This window comes from Ruegeria sp. F11, from assembly GCF_056533855.1.
Genome location: NZ_JBQFOW010000010.1, coordinates 138,775 through 151,330 on the forward strand (window position 1 = coordinate 138,775; position 12,556 = coordinate 151,330).

11 protein-coding genes are annotated in these 12,556 nt (G+C 59.8%); 6 read left to right on the forward strand and 5 right to left on the reverse strand.

What is annotated here, in order from left to right; genetic code table 11:
- Positions 1-45: 45 nt before the first annotated feature.
- Positions 46-2,127 (reverse strand): hypothetical protein, encoded by a 2,082-nt coding sequence (locus ACR0NJ_RS14865; RefSeq protein ID WP_480817915.1) that lies wholly within the window; start codon positions 2,125-2,127, stop codon positions 46-48.
- Positions 2,128-2,291: 164 nt separating this feature from the next.
- On the opposite strand from ACR0NJ_RS14865, the gene ACR0NJ_RS14870 reads away from it, so the two are divergent.
- Positions 2,292-2,987, forward strand: a complete 696-nt coding sequence (locus tag ACR0NJ_RS14870) for an SIMPL domain-containing protein (protein ID WP_480817916.1) — start codon at positions 2,292-2,294, stop codon at positions 2,985-2,987.
- A gap of 2 nt (positions 2,988-2,989) precedes the next feature.
- Here ACR0NJ_RS14870 and ACR0NJ_RS14875 read toward each other — a convergent pair whose 3' ends face one another.
- The 3 genes from ACR0NJ_RS14875 to ACR0NJ_RS14885 form a co-directional block, all read right to left on the reverse strand.
- The gene (locus ACR0NJ_RS14875; protein ID WP_480817917.1) at positions 2,990-3,700 is read right to left on the reverse strand and encodes a GNAT family N-acetyltransferase; all 711 of its coding nucleotides are present in this window, start codon (positions 3,698-3,700) and stop codon (positions 2,990-2,992) included.
- A 2-nt stretch (positions 3,701-3,702) separates the two neighbouring features.
- Positions 3,703-4,995, reverse strand: a complete 1,293-nt coding sequence (locus ACR0NJ_RS14880; RefSeq protein WP_480817918.1) for an O-acetylhomoserine aminocarboxypropyltransferase/cysteine synthase family protein — start codon at positions 4,993-4,995, stop codon at positions 3,703-3,705.
- A gap of 72 nt (positions 4,996-5,067) precedes the next feature.
- Entirely contained in the window at positions 5,068-6,063 is a 996-nt protein-coding gene (locus tag ACR0NJ_RS14885; RefSeq protein WP_480817919.1) for a hypothetical protein, read from the reverse strand.
- Positions 6,064-6,340: 277 nt separating this feature from the next.
- Here ACR0NJ_RS14885 and ACR0NJ_RS14890 point away from each other — a divergent pair, with 277 nt between their 5' ends.
- The 4 genes from ACR0NJ_RS14890 (at position 6,341) to ACR0NJ_RS14905 (ending at position 10,437) form a co-directional block, all read left to right on the forward strand.
- Positions 6,341-7,675, forward strand: a complete 1,335-nt coding sequence (locus ACR0NJ_RS14890; RefSeq protein ID WP_480817920.1) for an NAD(P)-dependent oxidoreductase — start codon at positions 6,341-6,343, stop codon at positions 7,673-7,675.
- Between the two features lie 47 nt (positions 7,676-7,722).
- Positions 7,723-8,559, forward strand: coding sequence for a methyltransferase domain-containing protein (locus ACR0NJ_RS14895; protein WP_480817921.1), 837 nt, complete (start codon positions 7,723-7,725; stop codon positions 8,557-8,559).
- Between the two features lie 20 nt (positions 8,560-8,579).
- Positions 8,580-9,884: an NAD-dependent dihydropyrimidine dehydrogenase subunit PreA gene (gene preA / locus ACR0NJ_RS14900; protein ID WP_480817922.1), complete on the forward strand. Its 1,305-nt coding sequence runs from the start codon at positions 8,580-8,582 to the stop codon at positions 9,882-9,884.
- Between the two features lie 73 nt (positions 9,885-9,957).
- The gene (locus ACR0NJ_RS14905; protein WP_480817923.1) at positions 9,958-10,437 is read left to right on the forward strand and encodes a hypothetical protein; all 480 of its coding nucleotides are present in this window, start codon (positions 9,958-9,960) and stop codon (positions 10,435-10,437) included.
- Positions 10,438-10,444: 7 nt separating this feature from the next.
- On the opposite strand, the gene ACR0NJ_RS14910 is transcribed toward ACR0NJ_RS14905, so the two are convergent.
- Complete coding sequence (locus tag ACR0NJ_RS14910; protein WP_480817924.1) at positions 10,445-11,053, reverse strand: TetR family transcriptional regulator C-terminal domain-containing protein; 609 nt, start codon at positions 11,051-11,053, stop codon at positions 10,445-10,447.
- A gap of 171 nt (positions 11,054-11,224) precedes the next feature.
- Here ACR0NJ_RS14910 and ACR0NJ_RS14915 point away from each other — a divergent pair, with 171 nt between their 5' ends.
- A complete protein-coding gene (locus ACR0NJ_RS14915; RefSeq protein ID WP_480817925.1) occupies positions 11,225-12,475 on the forward strand; it encodes a Zn-dependent hydrolase in 1,251 nt (416 codons plus the stop codon).
- The last annotated feature ends 81 nt before the right edge of the window (positions 12,476-12,556 follow it).

A 12,556-nucleotide genomic window follows, 5' to 3' on the forward strand; every position in this document is an offset into this window, starting at 1 on the left:
ACAACTCCGGCGCGCAGACCAGCTCTGCGCGCCCTTTTTTCACAGTTAGCTACGCGGCATGGACAGGGTCACGTTGCGGCCCTTTTTCTGATACCGCAATTCGCTGTCGCTGATGGCAATTACCTTGCCGCCATCCAAACGATCCCCGATTTTCAGTTTTTTGTACCGTCCACTGGGCAGGCGTACCAAGGCGCGCCGGTTGGCCGGGGTGCCATAGACGCCGATCAGGTTCAGCCTGCGCAGGTTCAGCGCGTTGTCTATCGTCGCCTGTCGGGCAACGGACGCGGTGGAGGGGGCTTTGGGTTTGACGGTCTTGGGCTGGAACGATCCGGCCTCATCCGAGCTTTGATTCACCGCCGCCGTCGAGCCCAGATTGGCAGTATTTGCATTAGTGGATGGGGCCGCCGCCACGACGCGGGCCGGGCGGAGTTTGGGGCGCGGCACCCGGACAACGGCCAAAGCGGTGGGGGTTTCGTCCACCTGCGGATTAACCTGCAGCGACTCAGGGCGCAGTTTGGGGCGAACACCCGCGAGTTCTTCTAACGAACGACCACCCAGTTGCTGACGTTCGAACTGTTCAACCAGATCACTAGGGCGACCCTTGGGGCGCAGACCTGCCAATCTCTGGTCCGTCTCATCGATCACGGGTTCTTCCTCGAACCGCACGGGCGGTTCCGGCGGCACTGAGGATGGACGACCCGCATAGATCATCACCCCATCGGGGTTCAGCGTGCCTTCGGAAGATGGCGGGACCAGCCCGCGTTCGTCTAGGTCAAAACCCGCGTCGGCGGTCTGAGGTAGCGCGATCTGCACGAAGGGCAGATCCGTGTCAAAACTCTCAACCGGGGGCAGGGCAATGGCATCGCTCGACAGGTCGGGCTTGTTGACTGAGGCCAGATAATGATCGTCGTCCTCAATCGGAACCGGCAGTTCCAAGGCGGTTGGCGGCGTGGTGTTCACTGCGGTCGCTGGGGCGAATTCAGTTTGCGGATCGGTCTGGATCGTCTCCACTGGAGTCGGAGGAACTTTCAACGCCTCCAGAATGGCCGCATCCGTTGATGACAGGTCCGGCTGTTCCTTAGGTTCAGGCAGAGATGCGGTTTCTGTGCCGGCCTTCTCGGGTTGTTCTGCAGTGGCTTGGGTTGCTGAATCCGAAGCGATATCAACCTGTTCCGGCTCCGTCTTAACCTCAGGTTGCACCACCTCAGCGGGGGCGGAAGTGACCTCGGTCCCGTCGTCAGAAGTGAAAAACGACCAAGCGGATAGCGAAACCCCAGCCAGTAGTGCCGCCGCAATCGCTGGCAGAACAAAGCGCCCGGCCTTCGGCTCCGCCGCCGCAAAAACCGTTTGAAACGGTGCACTGGGCGCTTCTACCGAGCGGAACGTGTCGGGGTCGGCGCTTTCGGCAATGGCGTGAACGGGCGGTTCCGCCTCGGTTGGTGGCGGAGGAGTTTCCGGCTCTGCAGGCGCGGGCGGTTCGTCCTCTAACGTGGTTTCGACCACCTGAGGCGCCGCATCCTCCAACGCGAGTTCGTCCGCAACGTGTGGCTCTTCCTCCAACGCGGCTTCGGCCACTTGAGGCGGCTCATCCTCGGGTGCGGGTACGGCCTCAACGGATGGCTCCTCATCCAGCGTAGTTTCAGCTAAGTGCGGCAACTCATCTGGCCCAAAATGCGGCTCTTGCGGGAAGTCATCATGGCTCGGATCAGCGCTGAACAGGACGGGAATGAATCCGTGCTCGGCGGCAAAGACCTGCGCTTCATCCAATGTCTGGCGTGCTACCGCCGCGATGTGGATCGTGGTGCCCTCGGTCGCGGTATCAAAGGACAGCTCCGACAGATCATAGGGCGTGGCGGACGCCAGCGCGTCATAGACCTTTTGCTCGCTATCCTCAGGGCTTAGGCCTTCTGTTTCAACCGACAAATAGCGTATCTGATCCTCGGGGATCACGACCTTGCAACTCAGATCGTTTGCCAGCGCAAAGGCCTGATCGCGCAAGCCGCGTATCTGGTCCGACAGGTCGGGCGCATCCAGCGCGACCGAGCCAATCTGATACCAATCGTCATCCGACTGGTGGTGCAGCGATATTCCGGCAGAAGAAAATGACAGCGCAAAGGCAGGTTTCATAATCCGGAGGAACCATAATTGTCAGCATCAATGCAAACGGCATTGCGTTCGCAGACCGACATTAAAGCAGGAACCCGCCGAGGGAAAGAAAAAGCCAAGCTTCCCCCTTGTCCCGCATACCCCCGCAAACCCATGTTGAAGCAGAACTATTCGGAGAGAGAACCTTGAAGACACTCGCTTTTCTGGCCGCGATGATGGCCGCGACCACCGCCGGGCTGGCCCATGCGGAAGAACGTCGCATCACCGTGGATGCCACGGGCACGGTGCAGATTGCGCCCGATATGGCAACAATCACGCTGGGCGTCACAAACGAAAACGCCGAGGCGTCGCAGGCCATGCAGGCCACATCCGACGCCGTCAGCCAGGTACTGTCGCGGCTGCAGGAGATGGGCATTGAAGAGCGCGACATCCAGACCCGCGACCTGTCCCTGTCGCCAGTCTGGTCCGGCCGCAATAGCCAGACCGGAGAGCAGCCCGAGATCACCGGCTTCGTCGCCTCGAACCGCGTGTTCGTGCGAGTGCGCGATCTGGATAAGCTGGGTCAGATCATGGATGCGGTCATTCAGGACGGTGCGAATGACTTTGGTGGGCTGACCTTTGGCGTGCAGGACCCCAAGCCGCTTGAGGCGCAGGCGCGCACGAAAGCGGTGGGTGAAGCCAAGGCGAAGGCCGAGCAACTGGCGCAAGCCGCCGGGATCACTCTGGGACCAGTTCAGTCGATCTCCGAAGGATCGGGCGGGGTACGCCCGATGCCCGAGATGCGCGCGATGAGCATGGCCGATTCCGGTGGCGTCCCGGTCGCCGGTGGTGAGATTTCGGTCTCTGTCAGTGTCTCGATGGTGTTCGGGATTTCCGAATAAGCCTAGTCTTTTGCGCGGGCCATCAGCGGCTGACGTTGCTGGCCCGTGGCGTCGAAGTTGTCCGGGGACAGCCAGGTTTCGAACGCCTCGCGAATACGCGGCCATTCGCTGTCGAGGATCGCATACCACGCCGTGTCCCGGTTGCGTCCTTTGTAGTGGGTCGCCTGTCGGAATATCCCTTCAAAGGTAAAGCCCAGCCGTTCCGCCGCGCTGCAAGACGGCGCATTCAGCGCATCGCATTTCCATTCATAACGACGATAGCCCAACTCATCGAACACCCGCCGCATCATCAGGTACATCACCTCGGTCGATTGCGGCTTGCGCTGCAGCAGGGGTGAGAAATGGATATGGCCGACCTCAATCGCGCCCGCGACTGGTTCGATCCGCAAGTATGAGGCCATGCCGACCGGCACCTCATCCGAATCCAGCACCGTATGAAACATCGGGTCAGCGTCCATGCAATTGGCGCGCGCCCATCCCTCGAAGGTGGCTTCCGAGTCGAAAGGCCCATAGGGCAGATAGGTCCAGTTGCGTCCGTCGGTGTCGTTGGCAAACGCCCGGAACAATCCGGGCGCATGGCGGTTCACATCCAAAGGCACGACCGAGCAATATTGCCCCTGCATCGGCGTATAGGGCGGCGCAGGGCGGGGAAACTCGCCCTGAAGCGGCAGGCCGATGGGTTGGCCCAACTCGTTCGTGTCGTGCTGCGCCATCGTCAGGCGCTGGCTTTGCTGAGCGCTTGATCCAGATCGGCGATCAGGTCGTTGGCATCCTCGATGCCGATGGAGACACGAACCACGTTCGGGCTGGCACCTGCGGCCTCTTGCTGTTCCGGTGTCAACTGACGATGAGTGGTCGAGGCCGAGTGGATGATCAGCGACCGCGCGTCGCCCAGATTGGCGACGTGGCTAAAGATTTCCAGAGCGTTGACCAGCTTGATGCAGGCGTCATATCCGCCTTTGACGGCGAAGGTGAACAGCGCGCCCGCGCCGCGTGAGTACTGCGCCTTAACGCGATCATGGTAGGGCGATGAGGGCAGGCCCGCATAGGTCACGTATTCCACGCGATCATCAGCTTCGAGCCACGCGGCGATTTTCTGAGCATTCTCCACATGGCGCTCCATCCGCAGGGACAGGGTCTCGATCCCCATCAGCGTGTAATGCGCCGCCTGCGGGTTCATCGTCATGCCAAGGTCACGCAGGCCAATGGCGATGCCGTGGAAGGTGAAGGCCAGTGGGCCGAATGTTTCGTGGAATTTCAACCCGTGATAGGCCTGTTCGGGCTGGCTGAGGGACGGGAATTTGTCATTCGCCGACCAGTCAAACTTGCCCGAATCCACGATGCATCCGCCAGTAACCGTGCCGTTGCCGGTCAGGTACTTGGTGGTCGAATGCACCACCAGTGTCGCGCCATGTTCAATAGGGCGGCACAGGTAAGGCGTGGCCGAGGTGTTGTCCACGATCAGCGGAATGCCCGCCGCATCGGCCACATCCGCCAGCGCGCGGATATCGGTGACATAGCCGCCCGGGTTGGCAATGGATTCGCAGAACACCGCGCGGGTGTTTTCGTCGATGGCCGCTTTAACGGCGTCCAGATCGTCGGTGTCCACGAACTTGGCCGACCAGCCGAAGCGTTTGATGGTCTGGCTGAACTGTGTGACCGTGCCGCCATACAGACGGGTCGAGGCCACCACATTGCACCCCGGTCCCATCAGCGGGAACAGCGCCATAATTTGCGCTGCGTGACCCGAGGAACAGCAAACTGCGCCAACGCCGCCTTCAAGCGTGGCCACACGTTCTTGCAGAACCGCCACGGTCGGGTTGGTCAGGCGGGAATAGATAAAGCCCACTTCTTGCAGGTTGAACAAAGCGGCGGCGTGGTCCGCGTCGCGAAAGACGTAAGCTGTGGTCTGGTAAATCGGTGTCTGGCGCGCTCCGGTCGCCGGGTCGGGGCGGGCGCCCGCATGAATTTGCAGCGTGTCGAAACCATAGGTGGGGCCGTCAGACATCTTGAAATCTCCTGTTGGACTTTGTCGTTAGGGAATGTCTAGGCGATTGACCGGATGCGCACAACGATCCTGTCAGCGCATCCACAGACCATTGCGTTTGATCGTGTTGCGAATGACCTGCTCGCGCTGGGGCAGGTTGTCCTGATCGAACAAATCGCGAATTTTCGCACCCTTGCCCTGAATGACCAGCTTTTTCAGCGGATCGTAGTTTTTCAGAACCTTCTTGACCTTGTTGGGCGCGGTGACGGTCTCCAGAACCTTGATCACATGATCGCTTTCGCGGGCGTAGAGAAGGGGAAACAGGCGATAGTGACAACTGACGGTGCCATCCAGCAACCCTTCGGGCAGGGCATCCCGTCCACCGCCGAATGAGTGGATCACCAGCGGCAACGCCACCTGATCCAGCCAGGGGTCGAGGTTCTGGCCAGTCAGTTCCGGGATGTCCTCATCCCGGATGGCGCGGGCGTATTCAAGATAGCGCTCGCCGAACTGGCGGGGGCATTTGTAGAAGAAGTAGCCCGCGTTGAAGTACAGATACCGCCGCCAGTAATCTATGGGCTGGCTGGGATCCAGTGAGCTTTCAAAGTCCAGTCCGAAGCGTCGGTAAAGCGCGCTCCAGATGCCTTCAAAGCCCGGACCATACAGCGTGGGTCTGGGCCACGTCCCCTCGACCCGCAGCGACGCGCCGGGGCGGTTGAAATCAAACGGGACGCCGTTCAGATCTCCAGTGATCAGCGTGTCGGTGTCGAAGAAGACAAACGGCTCGCCTTCGGGCAGGGCCAGTAGGGCTTCGATCTTGTTGCCGTTTGGATAGCTGTCACCGAAGACGTTGGTTTCAAAGGGCAGGACCTCGGCGCCCAACTGTTTCAGCGCCTTCAACACATCCTCATCCTGAATGCTGGGATTCTGGTGCCAGCGCGGGCCAGGTTTCGGCGTTGCGACAAACAGCCTTCCGGCGAAATCCGGCGAGGAATGGCGCAGCGAGGCAGCGAACAGAAGTGCCTCATACTGCAGGCGGTTGTTTTGCCCGACGATGACGACGTTGAATTTCTGCGAGGGTGCCTGCATGTTTGCCTGTTCCTGTCGGGCGTCTTTGGCTTGCGCTCTTAGTTCGGGATTACAGGATGCCGCGTGGGCCGTCAAAAGGCCGTAGTTGGAATCTGTGAAGGCAGGGCAGACATGACACATAGGCAGTTGCCTCAAAATCAGGCGAAACCGTCTGGGAAAGCAATTGATCGGGGCGGATTTCTCTTTTTTTGACCATTTGGCAAATTTTACCAATTGATAAAAATTTCAGATGTGGCAAGCTGGGCCCATAACAAACATATCTACAGGGAGTAGAGCGATGGCACAGGGCCAGATGGCACCCGGGATCGTTTCCGGGCGGCTTTCCAGCGATGAGCTGACCTCGAATTTCACCGATCTGCATCCGCCACTGGCCCCGCATGAGGCTGCCGTGGCCGCAGATCGCTGCTATTTCTGCTACGACGCGCCATGTGTGACGGCCTGTCCGACGGATATCGATATCCCGCTGTTCATTCGCCAGATTCAGGCCGGACAGCCGCAGTTGGCGGGGCGCACGATCCTTGACCAGAACATCCTGGGTGGCATGTGCGCGCGCGTCTGTCCTACCGAAACTTTGTGTGAAGAGGCCTGCGTGCGTGAAGCCGCCGAGGGCAAGCCGGTTGAGATCGGACGCCTGCAACGTTTTGCAACTGACGATATCATGGCTTCGGGTGCGCATCCGTTCGAACGCGCCGCGTCGACCGGTAAGACCGTAGCGGTGGTGGGCGCGGGGCCCGCAGGGCTGGCCTGTGCGCACCGTCTAGCGATGTTGGGTCATGACGTGGTGATTCACGAAAGCAAGCCTAAACCGGGCGGCCTTAACGAATACGGTATCGCCGCCTACAAATCGACCAACGACTTTGCGCAGGCCGAAGTGAATTGGCTGCTGAAAATCGGCGGTATCGCAATTGAGACCGGATCGGTGCTGGGCGAAACCATCTCGCTGGACGGCCTGTTGGAGAACTATGATGCGGTCTTCCTGTCGATCGGTCTGGCCGGTGTGAACGCGCTGCGCGCAGGTGGGGTGGACAAGGACGGTGTGCGTCCTGCGGTCGATTTCATTTCGGACGTGCGGCAAGCCAGCGATCTTGCCGATCTGCCTGTCGGCCGGAACGTGGTTGTCATCGGTGGTGGCATGACGGCGGTGGATGCGGCTGTGAAGTCCAAGCTGCTGGGGGCCGAGCATGTGACCATCGCCTATCGCCGGGATCGCGACGCGATGGGGGCCAGCCGGTATGAACAGGATCTTGCGGCCTCGCACGGGGTTCGGATCATGACCAATGTGCAACCAGTGGCCGTGCACGGAAACGGCGCTGCGGCCGAGATTGAGTTGGAGTACACCGCCAGTCACGACGGGCAGTTGACAGGTACCGGAGAAATGATCCGTCTGCCTGCCGATCAGGTGCTCAAGGCCATCGGCCAGACACTGGATGGCGCGCCCGAGGGGCTGACACTGGACGGCAACAAGATCGCTGTCACCGGGGCAGGCCGCACCTCGATGACCGGTGTCTGGGCGGGTGGTGATTGTGCTGCGGGGGGTGAGGACCTAACCGTGACAGCCGTGGCCGAAGGCCGGGACGCGGCAATGGACATCCACGCAACGCTGGTTTCGTGATAGGGTGGGGTATTCACCCCATTCCTTTCGCTGCTCGAGGTTTTCTCATGTCCCAGATCGAACAAGCTGTTGCACAACATTACACGACCGGCGCTTTGACCGAGCGCGTCCGCGCGGCGCTTGAGGCGAGCGGCATTGACCCGGATTCGGCCACGGTCGCCGATCTGAAGGCGGGCGATGAATTCCACACGGGCGGCGTTCTGGCGACCGACAACCTGTTTGCGCAACTGTCGCCCACCCATGCGACACGGGTGCTGGATGTCGGGTGTGGGATAGGCGGCACCTCGCGCTACATCGTGGATCGCTACGATTCAACGGTGACGGGTGTCGATCTGACGCCGGAATTTGTTGAAACCGCCGCCGCGCTCAGCGATCTGGTCGGTCACTCTGAAAAGACCAACTTTCACGTTGGCAGCGCCTTGGACATGCCGGTGCCCGACGCCGGATTTGATCTTGCCGTCATGCTGCATGTGGGCATGAACATCGAAGACAAGGCGGGGCTGTTTGCCGAGGTGTCGCGCGCCTTGGCCACTGGGGGAACATTCGCCCTGTTCGACGTGATGGGGGGCGAAGCTTCCGATGCGCTGGCCTTTCCTCTGCCGTGGTCGACCGTTGCCGAAACGTCCTTTGTTGATGCGCCGCAGGTCTACAAGGACGCCGCCGCAGCGGCAGGTTTGGACCTGATCACCGAAAATGACCGCACCGGTTTCGCGCTGGAATTCTTCGAGGAAGTCTTTGCCAAGATCGCCGAAACCGGTCCGGCCCCGCTGGGCATCCACCTGATGATGGGCGAGACAGCGCCCGAGAAATTCCAAAACTACGTCGAAAACCTCAAGGCAGGGCGCATTCGTCCGACCGAAATGATATTCACGAAAACCGGCTGAGGAGCCGGGAAGGAGTACCCATGGCTGACCTGACGACTGACTTTCTGGGAATTTCCAGCCCCAACCCTTACTGGCTGGCATCCGCACCGCCCACCGACAAGGAATACAACGTGCGCCGAGCGTTCGAGGCCGGCTGGGGCGGTGTTGTCTGGAAAACGCTTGGGGCCGAGGGCCCTCCGGTCGTGAACGTCAACGGGCCGCGTTACGGCGCAATTTACGGCGCGGATCGGAGGCTGTTGGGCCTCAACAACATCGAACTGATCACCGACCGGCCCTTGGAGGTGAACCTTGAGGAAATGGCGCGGGTCAAGGCCGACTACCCGGACCGCGCGCTGATCGCCTCGCTCATGGTTCCGTGCGAGGAGGAGGCGTGGAAAGCCATTCTGCCGCGCGTAGCGGAAACCGGCGCGGACGGAATCGAACTGAACTTTGGTTGCCCTCACGGGATGAGCGAACGTGGCATGGGCTCTGCTGTCGGCCAGGTGCCGGAATACATCGAGATGGTTACGCGGTGGTGCAAGAAGCACTATGACCGCCCGGTGATCGTCAAGCTGACGCCAAACATCACCGACATACGCAAACCTGCCGAGGCTGCGCGGAATGGTGGTGCCGATGCGGTGTCGCTGATCAACACGATCAACTCGATCACCAGCGTCAATCTGGACACGTTCAGCCCCGAACCGTCGATCGATGGCAAAGGCAGCCATGGCGGCTATTGCGGCCCGGCGGTGAAGCCGATTGCACTGTCGATGGTGTCCGAGATCGCGCGGGCCGAGGCGACGCATGGCCTTCCGATCTCTGGCATCGGTGGCGTGACGACCTGGCGCGATGCAGCAGAATTCATGTCGCTCGGGTGTGGAACAGTCCAGGTCTGCACTGCGGCGATGACTTACGGGTTCAAGATCATCGACGAACTGACCGCTGGCTTGTCCGAATGGATGGACGAAAAGGGCTATTCCAACGTCTCGGAAATCGTGGGGCGGGCGGTTCCGAACGTGACCGACTGGCAGTACCTGAATCTGAACTACATCGCCAAGGCCAAGATCGATCAGGATCAGTGCATCAAATGCGGGCGCTGCTATGCCGCGTGTGAAGACACCAGCCATCAGGCGATCTCGATGTCTTCTGACCGAGTGTTCGAGGTGATCGATGAGGAATGCGTGGCCTGCAACCTCTGCGTCGATGTTTGCCCTGTCGAAGGGTGCATTTCGATGGTGCCAATGGCCGCCGGAGAGGTCGACCCGCGCACTGGTAAGGTTGTGCAGGAAGAATATGCCAACTGGACAAGTCACCCCAACAACCCGATGGCAAAGGCCGCCGAGTAGTGGAAACGGGTATTTCGGCGACCCACGTTCGGCGCTAAACTGCCGCTGACAGACATGATCAAAGGAGAGTGTCATGCCAGCGGCATCGCCGGGCCGGAACAAGGGCGGCAACCGGGTTTCCAAACTGGACCGGGATCAGTCGAAAAAGAACGTTGCATTGTCAAAGGCAAAGCAACGCGACGCCATGGCCGCAAAGAACTTCGTGCAGCATCAGAAGCAGATCAAGAAGGATCGCGATAACATTCTGAAGCTGAAGAAATCCATCGAAGACATGATGGCCAAGCTAAAGGAAGACCGCGCGCTGGATCGTCAGTTCATGGGGCAGGTCATCAAAAAGGTCAAAGCGCTTCAGAACTTTGATCAATACGTGAAGGCCTCGGCTCAGCAGCACACGGCCGGAGTTCAACAGCCCAAGATGTATACGGCGATCGTCAAGGATGCGGGCAAAGTGCCCAAGATCAATGCGGTTAAAACAATGGGTGATTTCACGATTCTTCTGGCAATGGCGATTGTTATTCTGAACCGTATCCTGGCCTTGAAACCGAACAAATAATCGCTGACTAGGGCTTCAGCAGTTTGCGGTACAGTGTGTCGATAAACGGCCCGGCCCCATCAAAGGGGTCTTCGCCTCCCAGAATGGATCGCACCTGCACATCGAAATCGGCGTAGTGCTGGGTCAGCGCCCAGATCGAAAAGATCAGATGATACGGGTGAAGTCGGGCGATTTTGCCCTGATCCATCCAACGCGTCAGAATCTTGGTTTTCTCATCCACAAGCTCTTTCAGATCGTTCGATAACGCCTCGTGAATGCGCGGTGCGCCCTGAACCAGTTCATTCGCAAACAGGCGGCTTTCGCGCGGTAGCTCTTGGCTCATCTGCAGCTTGCGATGAATGTAGGACAGTATCTCCTGCATCGGGTCTCCGTCCGCGTCGAGATCGTGCAGGGGGGCAAGCCAGACCTCAAGCAAACCGGACAAAAGGGCGGTGTGAATCGCCTCTTTCGACGGGAAGTAATAGAGCAGGTTGGGTTTGCTCAGACCAGCCTCGGCGGCGATCTGATCCACGGTTGCCCCGCGAAATCCGTGCGCGGAAAACACGTTTAAGGCAGCCTCGAGAATCGCGGCGCGGTTCTTTTTCTGAATACGGGTCGGTGCGCGGTCTTTTGGCATGGTTCCTGCGTGTTTCTTTTTCGGTCAACCGGGAGCGAAATATGCCGAAAAATCCGGCCATGCCTCGCAATTTCTTGACTGATCCCGAACCCGTGATAGCGTGAGTTTGACCAGATGGTCAAATCAAGACACCAAAAGCGAGCCAAATCGCAAGCGACAGGGAAAAAGACTATGGCAGCTCCGGCGCAGAATCTCAGGGTCAATGGCGACAGGTTGTGGGACAGCCTGATGGAGATGGCCAAGATCGGGCCGGGCGTTGCGGGCGGTAACAACCGTCAGACATTGACGGATGAGGATGCCGAAGGTCGCGCCCTGTTTCAAAGATGGTGCGAGGAAGCCGGGTGCTCGATGGGGCTGGACCAGATGGGCAATATGTTTGCCCGTCGGGAAGGAACCGACCCCGAGGCGCTGCCGGTTTATGTCGGCTCGCATCTGGATACGCAGCCCACAGGTGGCAAATATGACGGCGTGCTGGGGGTGCTTGGGGGGCTAGAGATCATCCGCACGCTCAATGATCTTGGCATCAAGACTAAACACCCGATTGTGGCGACCAACTGGACCAATGAGGAAGGCACGCGTTACGCGCCCGCAATGCTGTCCTCAGGCGTGTTCGCGGGAATGCACACGCAGGATTGGGCGTATGATCGCGAGGATGCTGAGGGGAAGAAATTCGGCGACGAACTGAACCGCATCGGCTGGCGCGGCGACGAAGAGGTCGGAGCGCGCAAGATGCATGCCTTCTTTGAATTGCACATCGAACAGGGCCCGATTTTGGAGGCCGAGGACAAGGATATCGGCGTCGTCACCCATGGTCAGGGCCTGAGTTGGACGCAGGTCACCGTGACCGGGAAAGACGCGCACACGGGTTCGACCCCGATGCCGATGCGTAAGAATGCCGGTCTGGCGATGGCGCGTATTCTTGAGAAGGTGGATGAGATTGCGTGGTCCCACGCGCCGCATGCTGTTGGGGCAGCGGGTCATATCGAGGTGTTCCCGAATTCTCGCAACGTGATCCCGGGCAAGGCGGTGTTCACGGTCGATTTCCGCTCGCCTGAGTTGGAGGTGATCACGGATATGGAGAACCGTCTGCGGGTGGCAGCCGAGGGTATCGTCGAAGAGATGGGCCTGCAGATCGAGTTTGAGAAGGTAGGCGGCTTTGATCCGGTGAAGTTCGACGACGGCTGCGTGGCGGCGGTACGCGACGCGGCCGAACGGTTAGGGTATTCGCATAGGGATATCATCTCGGGCGCGGGGCATGACGCTTGCTGGATCAACCGGGTTGCTCCGACTGCCATGGTGATGTGCCCTTGTGTGGATGGGTTGAGCCACAACGAGGCCGAAGAGATCATTAAGGATTGGGCTGCAGCCGGGGCGGATGTTCTGTTTCACGCGGTCGTTGAGACGGCGGAAATCGTGGAATAGGGGGCTCTGCCCCCGTCGCCCGAGGGCGACTCCCCCGGGATATTTTTGGACAGATGAAGCAAGCGGCGCAGACCGCATCAG

Excerpts from the sequence above, each read along its gene's own strand:
- ACR0NJ_RS14910 (WP_480817924.1), bottom strand. The coding sequence starts at position 11,053 with ATGCCAAAAGACCGCGCACCGACCCGTATTCAGAAAAAGAACCGCGCC.
- ACR0NJ_RS14875 (WP_480817917.1), bottom strand. The coding sequence starts at position 3,700 with ATGGCGCAGCACGACACGAACGAGTTGGGCCAACCCATCGGCCTGCCG.
- ACR0NJ_RS14885 (WP_480817919.1), bottom strand. The coding sequence starts at position 6,063 with ATGCAGGCACCCTCGCAGAAATTCAACGTCGTCATCGTCGGGCAAAAC.
- ACR0NJ_RS14865 (WP_480817915.1), bottom strand. The coding sequence starts at position 2,127 with ATGAAACCTGCCTTTGCGCTGTCATTTTCTTCTGCCGGAATATCGCTG.
- ACR0NJ_RS14880 (WP_480817918.1), bottom strand. The coding sequence starts at position 4,995 with ATGTCTGACGGCCCCACCTATGGTTTCGACACGCTGCAAATTCATGCG.
- ACR0NJ_RS14890 (WP_480817920.1), top strand. The coding sequence starts at position 6,341 with ATGGCACAGGGCCAGATGGCACCCGGGATCGTTTCCGGGCGGCTTTCC.
- preA (WP_480817922.1), top strand. The coding sequence starts at position 8,580 with ATGGCTGACCTGACGACTGACTTTCTGGGAATTTCCAGCCCCAACCCT.
- ACR0NJ_RS14895 (WP_480817921.1), top strand. The coding sequence starts at position 7,723 with ATGTCCCAGATCGAACAAGCTGTTGCACAACATTACACGACCGGCGCT.
- ACR0NJ_RS14915 (WP_480817925.1), top strand. The coding sequence starts at position 11,225 with ATGGCAGCTCCGGCGCAGAATCTCAGGGTCAATGGCGACAGGTTGTGG.
- ACR0NJ_RS14905 (WP_480817923.1), top strand. The coding sequence starts at position 9,958 with ATGCCAGCGGCATCGCCGGGCCGGAACAAGGGCGGCAACCGGGTTTCC.